This window comes from Gordonia sp. DT101 (genome assembly GCF_049844895.1).
Lineage (GTDB): Bacteria > Actinomycetota > Actinomycetes > Mycobacteriales > Mycobacteriaceae > Gordonia.
In genome coordinates this window covers 402,625-422,545 of record NZ_JBNCLX010000001.1, presented here as the reverse complement: position 1 = coordinate 422,545, position 19,921 = coordinate 402,625, and the positions used below count along the sequence as shown (strand labels likewise).

The 19,921-nt window shown below is 67.9% G+C and carries 19 protein-coding genes; 11 read left to right on the top strand and 8 right to left on the bottom strand.

Features of this window, described 5'->3' with window-relative positions; genetic code table 11:
* Positions 1-55: 55 nt before the first annotated feature.
* From ACLQ3I_RS02035 to ACLQ3I_RS02015, 5 genes are all read right to left on the bottom strand, one after another.
* The gene (locus ACLQ3I_RS02035; RefSeq protein WP_425799977.1) at positions 56-838 is read right to left on the bottom strand and encodes a hypothetical protein; all 783 of its coding nucleotides are present in this window, start codon (positions 836-838) and stop codon (positions 56-58) included.
* The gene (locus ACLQ3I_RS02030; RefSeq protein ID WP_425799976.1) at positions 835-3,777 is read right to left on the bottom strand and encodes a DEAD/DEAH box helicase; all 2,943 of its coding nucleotides are present in this window, start codon (positions 3,775-3,777) and stop codon (positions 835-837) included. The genes ACLQ3I_RS02035 and ACLQ3I_RS02030 overlap by 4 nt, the downstream gene beginning before the upstream one ends.
* Positions 3,752-3,934: a hypothetical protein gene (locus ACLQ3I_RS02025; protein ID WP_425799975.1), complete on the bottom strand. Its 183-nt coding sequence runs from the start codon at positions 3,932-3,934 to the stop codon at positions 3,752-3,754. The genes ACLQ3I_RS02030 and ACLQ3I_RS02025 overlap by 26 nt, the downstream gene beginning before the upstream one ends.
* A 107-nt stretch (positions 3,935-4,041) precedes the next feature.
* Entirely contained in the window at positions 4,042-4,800 is a 759-nt protein-coding gene (locus ACLQ3I_RS02020; protein WP_425791467.1) for an isocitrate lyase/PEP mutase family protein, read from the bottom strand.
* Positions 4,787-5,758: an ABC transporter substrate-binding protein gene (locus ACLQ3I_RS02015; RefSeq protein ID WP_425799974.1), complete on the bottom strand. Its 972-nt coding sequence runs from the start codon at positions 5,756-5,758 to the stop codon at positions 4,787-4,789. The genes ACLQ3I_RS02020 and ACLQ3I_RS02015 overlap by 14 nt, the downstream gene beginning before the upstream one ends.
* 339 nt (positions 5,759-6,097) lie before the next feature.
* Here ACLQ3I_RS02015 and ctaD point away from each other — a divergent pair, with 339 nt between their 5' ends.
* From ctaD to ACLQ3I_RS01990, 5 genes are all read left to right on the top strand, one after another.
* Positions 6,098-7,897 (top strand): cytochrome c oxidase subunit I, encoded by a 1,800-nt coding sequence (gene ctaD, locus ACLQ3I_RS02010; protein ID WP_425791471.1) that lies wholly within the window; start codon positions 6,098-6,100, stop codon positions 7,895-7,897.
* Positions 7,898-7,919: 22 nt separating this feature from the next.
* Positions 7,920-9,149, top strand: coding sequence for a phosphoserine phosphatase SerB (gene serB / locus ACLQ3I_RS02005; RefSeq protein ID WP_425791473.1), 1,230 nt, complete (start codon positions 7,920-7,922; stop codon positions 9,147-9,149).
* A gap of 88 nt (positions 9,150-9,237) precedes the next feature.
* Positions 9,238-9,618, top strand: coding sequence for a VOC family protein (locus ACLQ3I_RS02000; protein WP_425791475.1), 381 nt, complete (start codon positions 9,238-9,240; stop codon positions 9,616-9,618).
* A 7-nt stretch (positions 9,619-9,625) separates the two neighbouring features.
* Positions 9,626-10,384, top strand: a complete 759-nt coding sequence (locus tag ACLQ3I_RS01995; protein ID WP_425791477.1) for an aminoacyl-tRNA hydrolase — start codon at positions 9,626-9,628, stop codon at positions 10,382-10,384.
* The gene (locus ACLQ3I_RS01990) at positions 10,381-10,845 is read left to right on the top strand and encodes a cupin domain-containing protein (protein ID WP_425791479.1); all 465 of its coding nucleotides are present in this window, start codon (positions 10,381-10,383) and stop codon (positions 10,843-10,845) included. The genes ACLQ3I_RS01995 and ACLQ3I_RS01990 overlap by 4 nt, the downstream gene beginning before the upstream one ends.
* Positions 10,846-10,897: 52 nt before the next feature.
* Here ACLQ3I_RS01990 and ACLQ3I_RS01985 read toward each other — a convergent pair whose 3' ends face one another.
* The gene (locus tag ACLQ3I_RS01985) at positions 10,898-11,890 is read right to left on the bottom strand and encodes an LLM class flavin-dependent oxidoreductase (protein ID WP_425791481.1); all 993 of its coding nucleotides are present in this window, start codon (positions 11,888-11,890) and stop codon (positions 10,898-10,900) included.
* 142 nt (positions 11,891-12,032) lie between these two features.
* Between ACLQ3I_RS01985 and ACLQ3I_RS01980 the strand changes: the two genes are divergently transcribed.
* Both ACLQ3I_RS01980 and ACLQ3I_RS01975 read left to right on the top strand, forming a co-directional pair.
* A complete protein-coding gene (locus ACLQ3I_RS01980; protein ID WP_425800686.1) occupies positions 12,033-12,863 on the top strand; it encodes an ABC transporter ATP-binding protein in 831 nt (276 codons plus the stop codon).
* Positions 12,864-12,912: 49 nt separating this feature from the next.
* Entirely contained in the window at positions 12,913-13,746 is an 834-nt protein-coding gene (locus tag ACLQ3I_RS01975; protein WP_425799973.1) for an NUDIX hydrolase, read from the top strand.
* 19 nt (positions 13,747-13,765) lie between these two features.
* On the opposite strand, the gene ligD is transcribed toward ACLQ3I_RS01975, so the two are convergent.
* Positions 13,766-14,749: a non-homologous end-joining DNA ligase gene (gene ligD / locus ACLQ3I_RS01970; protein ID WP_425791485.1), complete on the bottom strand. Its 984-nt coding sequence runs from the start codon at positions 14,747-14,749 to the stop codon at positions 13,766-13,768.
* 69 nt (positions 14,750-14,818) lie between these two features.
* Here ligD and ACLQ3I_RS01965 point away from each other — a divergent pair, with 69 nt between their 5' ends.
* From ACLQ3I_RS01965 to ACLQ3I_RS01950, 4 genes are read left to right on the top strand one after another with little or no spacing between them, the layout of a single operon-like run.
* Positions 14,819-15,607, top strand: a complete 789-nt coding sequence (locus ACLQ3I_RS01965; RefSeq protein ID WP_425791487.1) for an enoyl-CoA hydratase/isomerase family protein — start codon at positions 14,819-14,821, stop codon at positions 15,605-15,607.
* A gap of 46 nt (positions 15,608-15,653) precedes the next feature.
* On the top strand, positions 15,654-16,625 hold the full coding sequence (locus ACLQ3I_RS01960; protein WP_425791489.1) for a class I SAM-dependent methyltransferase: 972 nt from the start codon (positions 15,654-15,656) through the stop codon (positions 16,623-16,625).
* Between the two features lie 45 nt (positions 16,626-16,670).
* Positions 16,671-17,900, top strand: coding sequence for a THUMP-like domain-containing protein (locus tag ACLQ3I_RS01955; RefSeq protein WP_425791491.1), 1,230 nt, complete (start codon positions 16,671-16,673; stop codon positions 17,898-17,900).
* Between the two features lie 44 nt (positions 17,901-17,944).
* A complete protein-coding gene (locus ACLQ3I_RS01950) occupies positions 17,945-18,571 on the top strand; it encodes a DUF3887 domain-containing protein (RefSeq protein WP_425791492.1) in 627 nt (208 codons plus the stop codon).
* Here ACLQ3I_RS01950 and ACLQ3I_RS01945 read toward each other — a convergent pair whose 3' ends face one another.
* Entirely contained in the window at positions 18,572-19,906 is a 1,335-nt protein-coding gene (locus tag ACLQ3I_RS01945; protein WP_425799972.1) for a PQQ-binding-like beta-propeller repeat protein, read from the bottom strand.
* Positions 19,907-19,921 lie beyond the last annotated feature (15 nt).

Below are 19,921 nucleotides of genomic sequence, written 5' to 3'. Positions count from 1 at the left end.
CCGCCGATTTCGTAGCAACAATCCGCGCTCACCGCGGGTTATTGCTACGAAATGGCTACGCGCGGAGTCGCTCGTACAGCTCGTCGAGCAGGTCCAGGGTCTCTCCGACGTCGGCGGGGGCCACGCCCGAGGCGCGCAGTGCCTTGCGCAACGCATCCGGGTCCAGGTCCATGAGTGGGTTCAGTCGGGGCGGGCTCGGCAGGGGAGGCAGCACGGCGTTGGTGCCGTAGAAGTCGACGACCGGTGCGGACGCGTGCTCGCGCGACGACGGACCGTCGTCGCGCGATTGTGACACCTCGGTCGCCGAGGACAGCAGGGTGGCCAGGTCGGTTCCCATGACCGTCAGCAACGTCACCGCGCTGCGGTCGATCTCGGCCGCGACCTCGTAGGCGACGCACAGCACGTGGATGCACCGGGGGGATTCGTCGGGACAGGTGCAGTTAGCGGCGATATCCGCCGATTCGGTGGGGAGCAGCAGTTCGCCCACCGCGGCCGGTTGTTCGCCCCGGGCCAGCGCCATCAGGTCGCCGGTGGCGTCACGTGTCCGGAGCAGGGCGATGATGGTCGGCACGTCGACGGGCCGCATGGTCAGGGTCACCTCGAAGGGATCGAGCTGACTGCCCCGGACCGCGGCCGTCACCTCGGCGTCCGAGATCGCCAGACGTTCGGCATGGTGATCCCGAAAGTAGCGGCGGGCCTGGGTGATCCGCCGCCGGTCCGCGTCGCCGCTGTGCACGCCCTCGATCACATCGACGAATGCGCGTCCCCACTGGCTCAGCCCGAACCCCCGGGTCGATGTGAGCCGTCCGCTCACCCGGCGTTCGCTGCCGCGACTCATTCGCTCACCGCCTCGTCGCGGAGCCGGAACAGGTCGAAGAGCTCGTCGTCGCCGAGATCGGACAGCCAACTCTCGCCGGAGCTCACGGTCAGGCGCGAGAGTTCCCGTTTCGCGGAGATCATCTCGTCGATCCGCTCCTCGAGCGTGCCGACACAGAGGAAGCGGTGCACCTGCACACGCTGCTGTTGACCGATCCGGTACGCGCGGTCGGTGGCCTGGTCCTCGACCGCGGGATTCCACCACCGGTCGACGTGCACCACATGATTGGCCGCGGTGAGGTTGAGGCCGGTGCCGCCCGCCTTCAGGGTGGCGATCATCGCCGGGGGCCCGTCACCGTCCTGGAACCGCGCGACCATCTGATCCCGCTCCCCACGGGTGCGACCTCCGTGCAGGACCGGTACGGGCTCACCGAGGTAGGGGGTCAGCCACTCCGACAACAACTCGCCGAACGCGGCGAACTGGGTGAACACCAGCGCCCGGTCGCCCTCGGCAGCCGCGGTGGTCAGGATGTCCACCAGCAACTCGACCTTGCCGGACCGGTGCCTGTTGCGGCGCAACAGATCCGACCCGTCGGCCAGGTAATGGGCCGGATGATTGCACACCTGCTTCAGGCGGGTCAGCGCGGCCAGGATGTTCCGTCGACGGATGGTCCGCTGCTGCTTGCTGCGCAGCGCCTCCATGAGCTCGTCGATGACCGCGCGATAGAGAGCGGCCTGCTCGACGGTCAGATTTGCCCGAACGGTGATGTCGGTCTTCTCCGGCAGATCCGAGATGATCGTAGGGTCCGACTTCTCCCGCCGGAGGATGAACGGACGAGTGAGCGCGCCCAGTCTGCGGATCGCCGCCGGGTCGCGGTCGCGTTCGATGGGTTCGGCGAACCTCGCCCGGAATCGGGAGGCCGAGCCGAGGAGTCCCGGATTGACGAGATCGATGACTGCCCGCAGGTCTTCGAGGCGGTTCTCCACCGGGGTGCCGGTCAGCGCGATGCGATGGTCCGCCGGTACCGCTCGAATCGCCTTGGCCGCCTTGGTGGCGACGTTCTTGACGTGCTGCGCCTCGTCGACGACGACCCGCCGCCACCGGTGGGCCTTCAGCAGGTCACGGTCGCGCGTCGCGATGGCGAACGTGGTGAGGACGACGTCGGCGCCGGCATGTACGGCGCCGAATCGGCTCCCTGCTGCTCGCGCGGTCCCGTGGTGGACGGCCACCCGTAGATCGGGGGCGAATCGGGCGATCTCCCGCTCCCAATTGCCCACCACCGACATCGGACAGATGATCAACGTCGGTCGTCCGGGGATGGGATCGGTCGCCTGCTCATGGCACAAGAGTGCGATCACCTGGACGGTCTTTCCGAGGCCCATGTCGTCGGCGAGGACACCGCCGATTCGGTGGGTGGTGAGGTAGGACAGCCAGTCGAGGCCGCGCTGCTGATATGGCCGGAGCTCGGCGTGCAGCGACGGCGGAACGGTGACCGGCGCGGGTCGTAGGGTGCCGCCGGTCGCGATGTCGTCGAGCCAGGAGAGTCCTTCGATCGATGTCACCGGGACCGGAACGGTGTCGACGACCAGATTGAACAGTTCGCCCATGTCCGCCGGCTGATCCGACGCCGCCTGGGCGCGCTGCGCGATGACGAACGCCGCCGCGCGGGTGAGGGCGGCACCCTCCGCGCGTACCCAGACCCCGTGAATCCGCACCAGGTCGCCCTGCTGTCGGGCGAGGTCGGCGAGGTCGGCGTCGGAGAAGGTCAGGGCGGCGGGATCGTCGCCGAGCGCGAGGCGCCACTCGAACTCGCCGACCTCGGCGACCCCGATCTGCGCGGCGCGGCCGGTGCTGGTCGCCACCGGCCGAGCGCGCAGCCCGAGCGCCGGACGCACCTCGGCGATGGTGCGGGGGAGCAGGACGGGGCAGCCGGCATCGGTCAGGACGGCCGCGCCACCGGCGAACAGCTTCTCCACCACCGGGGTGGTCAGCAGAAAGTCGAGGGTATGGCGATCCGGTTCCGCCTGCGACAACTCGGGAAAGGCGCGGACGGCGGTGGCGAGTCCGGTGGTCACCTGATCGAGCTCATGTCCGTCGAGCCGGTGCGGCACCACGGCGAGAATCCGGCCGTCCGATGCACGCCGGCACACCTCCAAGCGCCACCGGGCGCCGTCGGGTCGTCCACGGTGACCGAGGTCGTCGGCGGATTCATCCTCCGGTTCGTGCAGGCGGAGGACGATGGTCGAGTCATCCTGCGGCGCGGCATTGTTCCAGTGCATCCAGGCCGCGGATGCACTTCGTAGCCGTGCGCGGCCGTCGGCCTCGAGTTCCGGTGGATCGGGGCACAGGGCACGCGCGAGCCATCCGGACGGCTGCCCGTCGACGACGACCGGCCCGGCGGCGGCGATCCGTCCGCGGCATTCGTGATCGACGAGTTCGCCGAGCAGATCGTTGATCGCGGCGGTGCCACCGTTCTCCGCCACCAGCGCCGGCGCTGTGGCCGACACGACGGACATCCAGCTCTGCCACGACGCTGTCGGTACGGCCTGCCAGCGCAGCATCGGTTCGCCGTCGATCTCGGCGACCCCGGGTGCGACCGCGCCTGCGGCGACGTGGGCTCGCACGCCGTCGAGGAGGTATCGGTACCAGCGGATCTCCCCGCTGACCGCGTGTGGCCGGGTGAGGTCGAGAAATGCCACACCGGAACCGGCCCCGAGCGTCATGGTGGGTACGAACTCGCGGCGCCCGGATTCGCCGATGACGGCGAGCTCGCGACGTGCACGCCTGCGGGCGAGGTGGTCGGTGAGTGGCTCGGGGAGGTCGTCTGGGCCGGCCCCGGGCGTCGCCCACCACAGCGACAGGCCAACGCCCGGCCGCCAGAGCGCGTGCAGCGGCAAGGTCGGGGAGGCGTCGGCGGTCGAGGTCGGGCTCGACCTATTTCGTGAGGAATCGAGTGGCATCGAGGATCATGGTCACCCTATCGTCGGCATCCGACGGCGGCTCACCGTACCTCTTGCCGAGGTCGAGATAGAACTGGGCGCCCTTTTCGTCTTCCACGCTGAACAGCCGGCCCCGGACCTTCAGGTAGCGGGCCGGTGCGTCGGGGCCGGTGATCATGAAGGCAGTAATTCGGCTTCGCCTGCAGACTCACGAACTTCTTGCGGGGGATGGTCTGGCTCACCCGCAGATGCGAGCCGTCCCAGGTGCACTGCTTGGGGATCGATTCAGTGCCAGTCGGCGAGCAGGTCGGTGGCCCGCCCGGCAATCGCCATCTGCCACAGCGGGCCGAAGCTGATCCGGCCGACGCCGAGCCCGGCGAAGTGGGCGCGCGAGCCGTCGGCCGGGTTGCCGATGGCATTGACCGGCAGCGGGAGCTCGGCGCACAGCCGCCGCTGGACGTCGTCGGTGTGGAACCCGACGGGGTAGAGGGAGCTGGCACCGGCATCGGCGCACAGGGTCAACCTCGCGACCGCCCGGTCGACCCGATCGGCCTCGTCGCCGACCTGCTTGAGGAACAGATCCGTCCGTGCGTTGATGACCACCGGCACACCGGCCGCGTCGGCGGCACTGCGCAAGGCGGCGACCAGATCGGCGTGTTCCTGCGCCTCGCGGAGACGACCGCCCTCGGAGTGCACGGTGTCCTCGATGTTGAGGCCCACCGCGCCGGCCTCGAGCAATCCGTCGATGAGGCGTTCGGGTGACTCGGCATAGCCCGACTCGATGTCGATCGAGAGGGGCACGTCGACGCCGTCGCTGATCTGGCGCACCCGGGTGAGCAACTCGTCGAAGGTCATGCCCTCGTTGTCGGCTCGACCGATCGAATCGGCGACCGGATGGCTGCCCACCGTGAGCGCCGCGAACCCGCCGCTCACGGCCAGACCGGCCGACCAGGCGTCCCACACCGTCGGGAACACCCCGGGGTCGCCGGGCCGGTGCAGATCGAGCAGTTCCCGGGCCTGCGCGGCCAGATCACGAGTTGCCATCGAGGGACCCCTTCACATCGTTCAGGACCAGCCAGGCGGCAGCGAGGCCGGACGTTCCGTACCAGATCTGATCGTCGACGGAGAGGACCCGCTTCCACGTCGGCGCACCCATGTCGAGCCAGCGATCGCTCAGCAGCACCTCTTTCCCGTGCTCGAGGCCGCGCTCGCCCTGGAAGCTGACATAGATCAGATCGCCGTCGGCGTCCGTGAAATTCTTGTCGGTGACGGTGAACGAGCGGGGTGAGCGCTGTGGTTCGGGTCGCTGCACCCCGATCTCCGACAGGATCTGACCGGCGAAGGTCTGGGTCCCGGCGATCATCTCGGAATCCCCGGTGAACCGGACCAGCGAGACCTGGCTGTGCGGAGCGTCCATGCGCCGTCCGGTCTTCTGGGTCTCGGTGTGGAACTCGTCGAGCAGTCGCGTGCCGGTCGACGATCGGCCGAGCGCATCGGCGACCGCCTGGAATCGTGCTTTCCAGCCGGCCACCGGCCCGATCGCCTCGACCCGCGCGTCGCCGAAGCTCTTTGCGGCAGCCGCCGTCTGTGGCGTCGTGAGCACGACGTCGGGGTCGGCCGCGGCCACCGCGGCGGCGTCGGGAGTGGAACCGATCGTGGGCACAGCCCCCAACTGCGGTCCGAGATAGGTGGGGATGCTGCCGGGTGCGGCCGCGACAGCGGTGACCTTGGGGCCGACGCCGAGCGCGCAGATCGCATCGAGCAGATTCGGGTCGGTGACGACGATGCGCGTGACGTCGGTGACACCCGGGTCGGGTGCGGTCGGTGCGAGGCACGTCTTGTCGAGGTCCCGATCGGCGTTGATGATGTTCACCTCGGCCACTCGCGTGGTGACCGTGGAGACCGGCTGGCCCTCGGGGGTCGTCAGCGGCGCGTTGTCGCTGCAGGCGGCCACGGCCAGGACGACGGCGATCGACGACATGGCCCCGATCGCCCGAACCATGCCCCGGGCCCCTCGATCCGACCGTTCCAACCGGGTTTCGCCGCTGCGGTGCACGCGATCACGCTAGCACCGGGCGATCGGTTGTCCCGCCGCGGTCGCGCCGCGTCACCGGTGACGACGGGCGCGGGCGCCCCACGGCCCGCGCGTCGCCGCCGAAGTAGGCCCTGAACTGTGTCGATGAGGGGGTCGGACAGTCGAATACGACGTATCGTAGGACCCACTCGGCCACTGCCCGTGTGAGGGTTTAGGATCAGTAACCAGCGCTCGCTTTGTTCATGTGGCGACCGCGGGGAAACGGGAGTTGACCGGCCCTGATCGGTTGCGCAACGAGGAGGATCTGTGACCGCGGTAGACCAGCCCACCACGCAAGTGGCACCAGTGCGTCCGTTTCCGGAGCGCTATCAGCCCAAGGGCTCGTTCATCTACAAGCTGCTGACGACCACCGATCACAAGTTGATCGGCATGATGTACATCACCGCCTGCTTTGCGTTCTTCCTCATCGGTGGCCTGATGGCGCTGCTGATGCGTGGCGAGCTCGCGCATCCGGGCATGCAGTTCCTGTCGACCGAGCAGTTCAACCAGCTGTTCACCATGCACGGCACGGTGATGCTGCTGATGTACGCGACCCCGATCGTCATCGGCTTCGCGAACTTCGTGCTGCCCCTGCAGATCGGCTCGCCCGACGTCGCGTTCCCGCGACTGAACGCCTTCGGCTTCTGGCTGTTCGTGTTCGGCTCGACGATCGCCGTCGCAGGCTTCCTGACCCCGGGTGGTGCCGCCGACTTCGGCTGGACGGCGTACACGCCGCTGACCGATGCGATCCACTCGCCCGGTATCGGTGCCGACATGTGGATCATGGGTCTGGCCGTGTCCGGTCTGGGCACCATCCTCGGCGCGGTCAACATGGTGACCACCGTTGTGTGTCTGCGCGCACCGGGTATGACCATGTTCCGGATGCCGATCTTCACCTGGAACATCCTGGTGACCAGCGTGCTGATCCTGCTCGCGTTCCCGCTGCTGACCGCTGCTCTGATGGGCCTCGAGGTCGATCGGCAGTTCGGCGCGCACCTCTACGACCCCGCCAACGGCGGTGTGATCTTGTGGCAGCACCTGTTCTGGTTCTTCGGCCACCCCGAGGTCTACATCATCGCCCTGCCGTTCTTCGGCATCGTTTCCGAGGTGTTCCCGGTGTTCGCCCGCAAGCCGATCTTCGGTTACTCGGGACTGGTGTACGCGACGCTGTCCATCGCGGCGCTGTCGGTGGCCGTGTGGGCGCACCACATGTACGTCACCGGTGCCGTGCTGCTGCCGTTCTTCTCCTTCATGACGTTCCTCATCGCAGTGCCGACCGGTGTGAAGTTCTTCAACTGGATAGGCACGATGTGGAAGGGCAACATGACGTTCGAGACGCCGATGTTGTTCTCCGTCGGCTTCATCGTCACATTCCTCTTCGGTGGTCTCACCGGTGTGCTGCTGGCCAGCCCGCCGCTGGACTTCCACCTGTCCGACAGCTACTTCGTCGTCGCCCACTTCCACTACGTGCTGTTCGGCACGATCGTGTTCGCGACGTACGCCGGTATCTACTTCTGGTTCCCGAAGATGACCGGCCGCATGCTCGACGAGCGTCTCGGCAAGATCCACTTCTGGCTGACGTTCATCGGCTTCCACACCACCTTCCTGGTGCAGCACTGGCTGGGTAACGAGGGCATGCCGCGTCGTTACGCCGACTACCTGCCGTCGGACGGTTTCACCACACTGAACATGGTGTCGACTCTGGGTGCTTTCATCCTCGGTCTGTCGACCCTGCCGTTCCTGTGGAACGTCTTCCGCAGCTACCGCTACGGCGAGGTCGTGACGGTCGATGACCCGTGGGGCTTCGGCAACTCGCTCGAGTGGGCAACCAGTTGCCCGCCGCCGCGGCACAACTTCACCGAGCTTCCCCGGATTCGTTCCGAGCGTCCGGCCTTCGAACTGCACTATCCGCACATGATCGACCGGATGCGCGCGGAGGCCCACGTCGGCCCGGGACACAACGAGCACGGCCATGACCGGCAGGTCGCCGAAGAAGCCGAGCACATCCGTCGAGCGCCACTCACCACCGGCGACCATGAGGCGTCCGGGGACGCGGATCCGCGCTGACGCCACGGGCAACCGCGAACACGTGGCGAAGGAATCGGGTGACACGACAGTCCTGATCACCGTCACCGGGCCGGACAAGCCCGGGGTGACGTCGGTGCTCATGGGTGCGCTGGCGGGCCAGCAGGTCAGCCTCCTCGACGTCGAGCAGGTGGTGATCCGGCGCCGACTGACGCTGGGTGTCCTGGTGTCCGCCGCCGGAGATCCCGAGGCGCTCCAGGACGTCGTCGAACAGGCCATGGACTCGGTGGGCATCGACGTCATCGTCGAGGTCGGTCCGGACACCGGGACCCGACGTCCGTCGAGCCACGCGGTGGTTGTTCTCGGTAGTCCGGTGACCGCACGCGCCTTCCGGGCGATCGCCGCCGAACTCGCGAGTCAGCGCGGCAACATCGACTCCATCCGGGGTGTCGCGGATTATCCGCTCACCGGCCTGGAACTGATGGTGAGCACCAACCGGGACGACGTCGCCGCCGACTCGGCATTGCGCAAGGGCCTCGCGGCCGTCGCCATCGACCACGGGGTCGACATCGCGGTGGAGCGCGGCGGACTGGCCCGGCGCGCAAAGCGTCTCATCGTCTTCGACGTCGACTCGACCCTCATCCAGGGTGAGGTGATCGAGATGCTGGCGGCCAAGGCGGGCAAGGAAGCCGAGGTGGCCGCGGTCACGGAGGCCGCCATGCGCGGTGAGCTCGACTTCTCCGAGTCGCTGCATCAACGGGTCGCCGTCCTGGCCGGTCTGGATGCGAGCGTTATCGACGACGTGGCGAGCTCCCTGCAACTCACCCCTGGTGCGCGGACCACGGTCCGGACCCTGCATCGTCTCGGCTACCACTGTGGCGTGGTCTCCGGCGGATTCCGCCAGGTGATCGAGGGACTCGCACACGAACTCGAGTTGGATTTCGTGCGAGCCAACACGCTCGAGATCGTGAACGGCAAACTGACCGGGCGGGTGGTCGGGGAGGTCGTCGACCGGGCGGGAAAAGCCAAGGCACTGCGTGCTTTCGCCGATCAGGTCGGTGTTCCCATGGAGCAGACGATCGCAGTCGGGGACGGCGCCAACGACATCGACATGCTCAGCGTGGCCGGCCTGGGTATCGCCTTCAACGCCAAACCGGCCCTGCGCGAGGTCGCCGACGCAGCACTGAGTCATCCGTTCCTCGATGCGGTGCTCTTCATCCTGGGCGTGACGCGCGACGAGATCGAGGCGGCCGACGCCGCGGACGGGGTCGGACGGCGGGTGCCGCTCGGTTGAGCGATGTACGTGTCGTATTCCTTCAAGCCATTGTCGGCGGCGAGGAGCATGATCGGAACGTCGAATCACCCAGGGAGAGGACATTCCGATGACGAGTGAACACAAGGTCGGCGATCTGGCGATGGTGACGCTCGATTGTGCCGACGCGAAGGTGTCGTCCGAGTTCTGGTCGGCGGTGCTCGGTTGGCAGATCACCGCATCGGGCGACGGTTACGCGATGCTCACGGGCACTGGAGCCGCGCTCGGGTTCGGTGCGATTCCCGACTATGTGCCGCCGGCGTGGCCGAACCCCAATGGCTCCAAGCAATTCCACTTCGACCTGGCCGTCGAGGATCTCGATTCGGCGGCGGCGCGATGCGTCGAGCTGGGTGCGACGGTACCGGCCGAGCAGCCTGGCGAGACCTGGCGGGTGCTGCTGGACCCGTCGGGCCATCCGTTCTGCCTCACGAAGGCAGAGAACTGGGGGTGATGTGGAGGTGACCGACACGGCGACCGGGATCGATGCCGCGGACCCTTTCGACGTCGCCTATCGACGCCTGGTGGGCTACGTCGGAGGGGGTGAGGACCCGGACGATCCGGGCGACGTGCTGGCCATGCAGATGGTGGTGCGGATCGAGAAGGCGGACCCGCCGGACCGCGCCGAGCTGCTGAGCGCCGCGGCCCGCTCGGTGGCGATGCTCTGCCTCGACGACCGGTCGGGCGCCGACGGCCCGTGGTCGGCGCCGATGGATGCCTGGTGTGACGCCCGCATCCGCAAGATCGCCCGCCGCGCACGCGGTGCGCAGTGGGCGGCGGCGCAGGAGGTCTGGGGCCTGACCGTCGCGCAGGGCACCGCAGAGGCGCGGGCGATCGTGCCGGGTCGGGTCGGCGACGTCGACAAGCGGATCGCCCGCCTGCAGATCGGCGGGACGGAGATCGACGGCGATGTCGCGTCCACACCACCCGACGCGGGAGTGTGCCTCTGGATCAATCCCGGTCTCGAGATGACCGTGGGTAAGGCCGCCGCCCAGGTCGGTCATGGTGCGATGCTCGCCGTCACACTGATGTCCGCCCGGCGGGCACAGGAATGGCGAGAGACGGCGTGTGCTCTTGCGGTTCGCGAGGCGACGCCGCAGCGGTGGGCGGCCCTGCTCGACGCCGAGTCGGCGGGTCGCGCGGTTGCGGTCCGCGACGCGGGGTTCACCGAGATCGCACCGGGATCGGTGACGGTGATCGCGGAGGTGATCGAGGCATGAGTGAAGCCGCGGACCTGCCCGACTGGGCACGAGGGCTGGGACTCTCGCCGCATCCGGAAGGCGGCTGGTATCGGGAGACGTGGCGCAGCGACGTCACGATCCCGGCCGACATTCTCCCGCACGGCTATCCGGGTGATCGAGCGGTAGGTACGGCGATCTACTTCCTGCTCCTGCCGGATGAGCGTTCGGCGTGGCACACGGTCCGCGGTGCGGAGTTGTGGCTGTACCACCGCGGCTCGCCGGTGTTGCTCGAACTCGGTGGCGACGGATCGGGGCCGGATGCGCCGGCAGAAGTCGTGGTCGGTGCCGACATCGCCGCGGGTCACCTGCCTCAGGCTGTCGTGCCGCCCGGTACCTGGCAGCGCGCGCGACCGGTCGGCGACGAGCCTTCGCTGGTCAGCTGTCTGGTGCTGCCCGGATTCGACTTCGCGGACTTCCGTCTGGCCCCGGACGCGACCTGACCCGCCGCCACGCCCGGCCGCCACGAACGGCAAGGGGCCGGCGCCCGGGACGTCAGGACGTTGCGGTGCGCGCGGTCGCCGGGGCGATGTGCCCCAAGGTGTTCCGCCAGATCTCGCGATCAGGAGCGATGGACGCGACGATGAGTTCGTCGGCTTCGGCGTGGCCGGCGAACCAGTCGAGGTAGTCGAGGACCTGTGTCGGGGTGCCGACACCCGCGTAGGTCATCATCGAATCGATCTGGCGGCCCTGCGGCATGTCGAGGATCATGTCGGCCTCTTCGTCGGTGAACTTTCGGCCGCGGCCGAAGAGCGCATTGACGCGATGGCGCTTCGCCTGGCGCAGCTGGTCCTGGGCGAGCGCCTCGTCGTCGTCGGCGATCACACAGACGCCGGCGATCACATAGGGGGACTCGAGTTGTTCGGACGGCTGGAACTCGCGCCGGTACACCGCGACGGCCTCCTCGAGGGCCTGCGGTGCGAAATGCGATGCGAACGCATAGGGAAGGCCGAGCGCGGCGGCGAGCTGGGCACCGAAGAGTGACGAGCCCAGGATGTACAGCGGGATGTCGGTGCCGGCGCCGGGCGTCGCCGCCACACCCTCGACGCGGGACTGACCACGCAGGTACCCCTGCAGTTCCAGCACATCCGACGGGAACCGATCGGCCGACGCCATCGTGCGTCGCAGCGCGGCGAAGGTCTGCTGATCGCCGCCCGGCGCACGGCCGAGCCCGAGATCTATGCGACCCGGGTAGAGCTCGCCGAGAGTTCCGAACTGTTCGGCGATGGCGAGCGGGGAGTGATTCGGCAACATCACACCTCCCGCGCCGAGGCGGATAGATTCGGTGTGCGCGGCCACATGTGCGATGAGGACAGCAGGCGCGGCCGAAGCGATCGACGACATGTTGTGGTGCTCCGCGTACCAGATGCGACGGAAGCCCCAGCGCTCCGCGCGCTGCGCCATGTCGACACTCGCGACGAAGCTGTCATGCACGGTCTCACCGGGGCCGACCTGTGCCAGGTCGAGGATGGACAGATCAACACTCATGTAGTGGTCAAGGCGCCGGCGCCCCGGTGTATTCCGGTCGGACGGATTCCCTTGTCGGCGACCATGTGTCGCATGGCTCCACGCGGCCGCCATCGTCGTAGGGCACGATGGGGGAGTGACAGATGCGACCGACGATGACGAGGTGTACGAATCCGATCCGGACCTGTTGGTCGATTTCCGCGACGTGACGCTGGTCCGTGGTGGCAACACCCTGGTCGGGCCCGTCTCCTGGCAGGTCGAACTCGATGAACGCTGGGTGGTGATCGGGCCGAACGGCGCGGGCAAGACCTCGCTCATGAGGCTGGCCGCCGCGCAGGTCCACCCGACCGCCGGTATGGCCTTCGTGTTGAACGAGCCGCTGGGGAAGGTAGAGGTCCGGGAGCTCTCGACGCGCATCGGCGTGTCCAGCGCCGCACTGGCCGAGCGGGTGCCCGCGGACGAGGTGGTGAGCGACGTGGTGATCTCGGCCGGGTACTCGGTCATCGGCAGATGGCGCGAGACCTACGACGACATCGACCGCGCGCAGGCCGTCGAGTCCCTGGAGTCGCTGGGTGCCGAACACCTCGCCGACCGCCTGTTCGGCACCTTGTCCGAAGGCGAACGCAAACGGGTCCTGATCGCACGCGCCCTGATGACGGATCCGGAACTCCTGTTGCTCGACGAACCGGCCGCCGGCCTCGACCTCGGCGGCCGCGAGGAACTCGTGGACCGCCTCGGCCGGCTGGCGTCCGATCCGGAGGCGCCGGCGATTGTGTTGATCACCCACCATGTCGAGGAGATCCCCGACGGATTCACCCACGTCATGCTTCTCGCCGAAGGCGAGATCGTCGGGCAGGGGCTTCTCGACGACGTCCTCACCAGCGAGAACCTGTCGAGGGCGTTCCGGCAGCAGATTACCCTCAGCAAGGTCGACGGACGCTATTTCGCTCGGCGGACCCGGCGTCCCGGTGGGCATCGCCGGGCGGCGGGCTGATCGTCGCGCGCTACCGTCATACGGTGATCGTTCGACAGGAGTGTCTGCCATGAGCCCATCCGAGCCCGCCCCGGAACCGACGTCAACCGAACCGGCCCCGCTGCGCGGGGCGGCGACGGTGGTCCTGGTCCGTGATTCGGAGGTCGGGGTCGAGGTCTTCCTCCAGCGCCGGGTGAAGCAGATGGCGTTCGCGGGCGGGGTGACGGTCTTTCCCGGTGGCGGGGTGGATCCGCGCGATGCGGACGCCGACATCGACTGGACCGGGCCGGACGCGCAGTGGTGGGCCGACGCGTTCCACACCGACGCCAAGACGGCGCAGGCGCTGGTGTGTGCCGCGGTCCGCGAGACCTTCGAAGAGTGCGGCGTCCTGCTGGCCAGCCGACCCGACGGCACCCCGGTCGATCCGCAGTCGTACGCGTCCCATCGCGACCAACTCGTCGACAAGACGCTGTCCCTGGGTGATCTCCTCCGCGGGGAGGGACTGAGTCTGCGGGCAGATCTCCTGCGCCCGCTGGCCCACTGGATCACCCCGATCATCGAGAAGCGTCGCTACGACACCCGCTTCTTCCTGGCCGCGCTGCCGGCGGGACAGTCGGCCGACGGCAAGACCACCGAGGCCGAGGTGACCGCCTGGGCCACGCCGCAGGCCGCCCTCGACGCGTGGATCGCGAACGAGCACACCCTTCTCCCGCCGACCTGGGCGCAGCTGAATCACCTGGCCGAGTTCTCCTCGGTCGCGGAATTGCTGGCGGCCGATCGGGTGATCGAGCCGATCGAACCGTCCGTCACGCCCGGCGCAGGGCTGGCCGGTCTGAAGTTCGCCGGATCGGATCGGTACTTCGCCGTGGCCGCGGACCGTGAGGTACCCGGCCTCAGTCGCTGAGCTCGGACAGCCGGGTCGCTCAGGAATCGAGGTCGACGACGCCGTCGGCATCGACGTCGTCGATGGCCGAGTCGTCGCGCTCGGCCCACTCCAGCAGGGTGTCGAGCCGGTGGGCGACATCGTCGATCTCGCGGTGGAGATCGCCGATCTCGGCGAACCGCGCCGGCATGGTCGCGATGGTGAAATCGTCGGGCGCCACGTCGTCGATCTCAGTCCATCGGATGGGTGCAGAGACCGTCGCGCGCGGGTTCCCACGCACCGAGTATGCCGAGGCCATGGTGTGATCACGGGTGTTCTGGTTGAAGTCGACGAACACCGCGGCCGGGTCACGGTCCTTGCGCCACCAGGTCGTCGTCACGTCGGCCGGGGCGCGGCGTTCCACCTCACGCGCAAAGGCGAGCGCGGCGCTACGGACCTGCGGGAAGCCCCATTCCGGTTCGATCCGCACGTAGATGTGCAGTCCCCGCCCGCCCGACGTCTTGGGGAATCCGCGGATGCCGAGTTCGTCGAGCACTTCCTCGACGACGTGTGCGACGCGCTGGATCCGGGAGAACGGGCAGTCGGGCATGGGGTCGAGGTCGATCCGCCATTCGTCGGGGCACTCGGGATCCGGGCGCCGCGAGTTCCACGGATGGAACTCGACCGTCGACATCTGGACGGCCCAGATCACGCTGCCCAACTCGGTGACGCAGAGTTCGTCTGCGGTGCGGCCGAAGCGCGGGAACCAGATCTCGACGGTCTCCAGCCAGTCGGGCGCACCGGCCGGGATCCGCTTCTGGTGCACCTTCTTCCCGCTGACACCCGTCGGGAACCGATGCAGCATGCACGGTCGGTCACGCAGCGCGCGGACGATCCCGTCTCCGACGGCGAGGTAGTACTCGGCCAGGTCGCGTTTCGTCTCGCCGCGTTCGGCGAAGTACACGCGATCGGGACTGGACAGACGGATCGTCCGGTCGCCCACCCCGAGCTCGACCGGTTCACCGGCTTGCGAGGCCTTCGCCATGAGCCAACTGTAGAGCCGTGACCTCCCCCGGCGGGGCTGCACACGAAAGACAGACGGTAGCCTTCGACCATGGCTGAGTTCGTCACCCTCGAGACATCCGATGATCATCCCGGCGTGGGCACCATCCTGCTCAACCGTCCTCCGATGAACGCGCTGAATCGGCAGGTGCAGACGGAACTGGCCGCGGCCGCCGAGGAAGCGACCCGGCGTGACGACATCAAGGCGGTGGTCATCTACGGCGGACCGAAGGTGCTCGCCGCAGGCGCCGACATCAAAGAGATGAACGACATGACCTACGCCGAGATGAGCAAGGTCGCCGGTCGTCTGCAGTCCGCTCTGGGCTCCATCGCCGACATCCCGAAGCCGACGGTCGCCGCGATCACCGGCTACGCGCTCGGTGGTGGTCTCGAGGTCTCCCTCGGCGCGGACCGGCGCATCGCCGGGGACAACGCCAAACTGGGCGTGCCAGAGATCCTGCTCGGTGTGATCCCCGGTGGCGGCGGAACCCAGCGGCTCGCCCGACTGGTCGGGCCGGCCAAGGCAAAGGACATGATCTTCACGGGTCGCTTCGTCGGGGCCGAAGAAGCGCTCGCCATCGGGCTTGTCGACGAGATCGTCGCTCCCGACGAGGTCTACAACGCGGCATTGACGTGGGCCGGGCAGTTCCGCAATGCGGCATCCATCGCGCTCGCAGCCGGCAAGAAGTCGGTCGATCAGGGACTCGGAGTCGATCTCGCGACGGGTCTGAAGATCGAGGAACAGCTCTTCGCGGCCCTGTTCGCCACCGAGGACCGTGCCGTCGGGATGAAGTCCTTCATCGAGAACGGGCCCGGCAAGGCCCAGTTCACCGGCAAGTGACCCACCGACCGCGATTCACCCCCGACGACGAGGAAGTAGCCGAGGAATGACCACGAATGTGACGCCGGGAATCGATCCGGAGCCGAATCCGCACGCCACCGAGGAGCAGGTCAAAGCGGCCCTCGAGGACACCAAACTCGCGCAGGTGCTCTACCACGACTGGGAGGCGGAGACCTACGACGACAAGTGGTCCATCTCCTACGACGAGCGCTGCATCGACTATGCGCGTGGACGTTTCGATGCGGTCGCGTCGGACGTGGAGTTGCCGTACGAGCGTGCGATGGAACTCGGTTGTGGCACCGGGTTCTTCCTGCTCAACCTCATGCAGTCGGGTGTGGCGAAGAAGGGCTCGGTCACCGACCTCTCGCCCGGCATGGTCAAGGTGGCGTTGCGTAACGCGGAGAACCTCGGCCTCGACGTCGATGGCCGCGTCGCCGACGCCGAGAAGATCCCCTACGACGACAATACGTTCGACCTCGTCGTCGGACACGCTGTGCTGCATCACATCCCGGATGTCGAGCAGGCGTTGCGCGAGGTGTTGCGGGTACTCAAGCCGGGCGGTCGCTTCGTGTTTGCCGGGGAACCGACGACCATCGGCGATTTCTATGCCCGGTGGATGAGCCGGGCGACCTGGGCGGCCACCACCAACATCACCAAGCTCGGACCGCTGCAGTCGTGGCGACGTCCGCAGGAGGAACTCGACGAGTCGTCGCGCGCCGCTGCTCTCGAGGCCGTCGTCGACATCCATACCTTCGATCCCGCCGAGCTCGAGGGCATGGCGCGCGCCGCAGGAGCGACGAAGGTGGAGACCGCGACCGAGGAACTCGCCGCGGCCATGCTCGGGTGGCCGGTCCGGACCTTCGAGGCGGCGGTCCCGCCGTCGAAGCTCGGTTGGGGCTGGGCCATGTTCGCGTTCAACGGGTGGAAGCGGCTGTCCTGGCTGGACGAGAAGGTCTTGCGGAAAGTGGTGCCGCCCAAGTTCTTCTACAACGCCATCGTCACCGGTACGAAGCGGTAACGCGGGGGTCTGTGCAACGGACGTCGGCCGGGAAGGATATCGGTGATGGGGTACCGGTTCACCCTCGACGACGTCGCCTTCTTACGGTCGCGACAGGGCGTCACGGCGCTCGACTCCACCTCGATGCTCGACCTGTCGGCGGCGTCGATGCTCGCCGACATCGGTGATCTGCGCCGACGGTACGGCTCATACGACGGCGCGCTGATCGAGACGGTGCTGTGCCGTCGTCGGGGGCGCGCGAGACTTCGGGCGGCCGACGACATGTTGTTCACCGATGACGCGCTGCAACAGGCGACCGCCGGCGCGGTGGCCCGACACCGTGCGGCGGAGATCGCCGACCGCTTCCCCGGGGCCGTGGTACACGACGTCACATGTTCGATCGGCGCCGAGGTCATGGAGCTCGCGGCGAACGAGGGGATCTCGGGTGTCCTGGGCAGCGACATCGACCCGGTGCGCCTGCGCATGGCGCGCCACAATGGATCGTTGTCCGACCGCCCGACCACGATCGTGCGGGCCGACGCCCTGACCCCGACCTCCATCGCGGACGTGGTGCTCGCCGATCCGGCCCGTCGCTCCGGGGCGGGCCGGGTGTTCCGGCTCGACCAGCTCACGCCACCGCTGCTCGATGTGCTCACCACCTATGCCGGCCGGCCGATCGCTGTGAAATGCGCTCCGGGGCTGGACTACCGGATGCTGCGTGATCGCTTCGGATTCGCCGGTCAGGTGCAGATCACCTCGCTGGACGGGGCGGTCCGTGAGGCATGTCTGTGGACCGAACGCGATGGTGAGCCGAGTCGGCGCGCGACTGTTCTGCGGTCACGTCCGGACGGCTCGGTGGCGAGCTACGAGATCGTCGACGACGGTGACGACCAGGAGTCGGTCGGGGAGGTAGGGCAGTGGATCGTCGACCCGGACGGCGCAGTTGTGCGTGCCGGACTGGTCCGCAATTATGCTCGCCGGCAAGGACTCTGGCAGCTCGACCCGCAGATCGCCTATCTCACCGGCGACGACGTGCCGGTCGGCGAGCGAGGCTTTCGGGTCATCGAGGCCACCGGTGTCACGGAGAAGGAGCTGCGCAAGCGCCTTGCCGCACACGACTGCGGAAGCCTCGAGATCTTGGTCCGCGGACTCGATGTGGACCCGGATCGGCTGCGTAAGCGGTTGAAGCCCAAAGGGTCACGATCCTTGACGCTCGTACTCACCCGGATCGGCCGAAAGGGCGTCGGGTTCATCTGTGAGGCGGGCATTCGCTTCCGACCCGGGACGACCGTGTAAACCAAACCTTGACAACAAGGTATGTGTAAATCTACGGTTTACGCATGGGTGAGGTGCATGAACTGTCCCACGAGGTCGAGCGGTACGCGCGCAGTATCGGATCCGGTGGCGACGCCGTGGCGAAAACCGGTGCGCTGGCCCAGGTGTACGACGCGCTCCAACTCGGTCGTCGTGCCGAGGAGTTGCTGAGCGCCACCGCGAGGCGGGCGCGGGAGTGTGGATGCACCTGGCAGGAGATCGGTGACGTCGTCGGCGTCACGCGACAGGCGGCCTTCCAGCGTTTCGGAAAGCCGATCGATCCGAGGACGGGAGAACCGATGACGAAAACGTTGATACCACAGGCAGATGTGATGGCGGTGGACCTGCTGGACCGGATCCGCGGTGGTGAGTGGGCGGTTGTCGTGTCGAGGTTCACGGCGCAGATGGCGGCCGCCATCGACGGGCCCGGCCTGGCCGACGCATGGGCGTCGGTGATCGCACTCGGTGGCGAGGTGGAGTCGATCGGTTCGCCCTTCGTGCGCCTACACGGGTTGCATACGGTCGTGGACGTGGCGATCGAACAGGAAGCCGGAGCAACGACGATGCGGGTCGCCTACGACACCGATGGCAGGATCGCGGGTCTGTTCTTCCTCGATCCGGATGCGGCCGAGGCGAGTCCGCTCCATCGTTGATCAGTCGATCTCGGCCTTGCTGTCGAAGAAGTAGACCTTGCCGATATTCGTCGCGGTCGCGATCTGGCCCCTCGCCGACACGGCGACGCCCGTCGCGAATCCGCCCGATTCCGGAAGCGGCAGTGTGCGTTTCGTCGAGCCGTCGGCGGTCGACACCTCGGCCAGCGACAAGGTGTCCTTGCCCTTGTCTCGGATCACGGTCCACGCGGTGCCCTGATCGGTCAGGGTGGACAGGCTCACCGATGCGAGATCCTTGCGTTGCCAGACCTGTTCGGCGTGGTCGCCGCGGTCGCGCAGCAGGGTGAGCGGGGCACCGAGCACACCCGTCGGCATGATCAGGCCGTCCGGCGACACCGACATGGTGCCGAAGCCGTAGCCGCCGTTGTCATAGGTCCACCGCGTCTTGCCGGTGGCCGCATCCAGCGCCACGAGCTTGCCGAGACGACTGAAGGTGTACACCGTGCCGCCGTCGGCGGACAGCGTCGGGGAGCCGACGACACCGCCGGGGACGTCGGCATGCCAGGCCTCGCGCATCACGCGCGCACCGTTCTGCTCGGCGTAGGACATCGCGCGGACCTGCGAGGCGATGGCACCCTGCGGCCAGAGGTTGAGGAAGAACCGCTGATGCGCCTCGTCGACCGCCGGTGGTGCGGGGACCGCGCAGCGTGGGCCGTTGGTGACGCACTCGCCGAAGCCGTAGGTCGGGTCGTCGGGGTTGGCATCGGCGCGCAGCCGAACCTCGGGTGCGACGAGTTCGTTTGTCTGGCTGTCGATGAGGAGCAGTTGCCCCTGGGTGGTGGCGACGAGGACCTGCCCCGGTGCGGCGAACTTCGCCGACAACGGGACTCCCAGCACGGGCATCCGCCACCGGATCGCACCACCGGCGTTGAACGCCAGGAAGGTGGTCTCCTCACCGACGTACGGCTGGTCGAACTGGTCGGACAGTAGAGAGTTGACCTCGATTCCCGGGCGCATCCGCTTGCAGAAGTTCTTCCGACCGCTGTGCGGATCGAGGATCAGCAGATTGCACCCGCTCGCCGTGTTCGACGTGACGCCGACGTTGGACTGGGTGGAGATCGTGATCGGTGCGGTCACCGGGCCGCCGGTGGGGCGGGTCCAGCTCAGCGCGAGGTCGTCGGGAACGGCGGGATAGGCGAAGTTCGAGTTGGCTGCGTTGCCGCCATAGCTCGACCACCCCGGTCCGGCGACCGAACGGACATCGACCTCGCCGTCCGAGCAGGCCGACGCCACCACGGCGATGACGGTCATCAGCAGCGCCGCGAAGGTTGTCGCAACACGACGGGGAACCCCACGCCCACCGGCCGTCACAGCCATCGAAGCTCCTGTTCT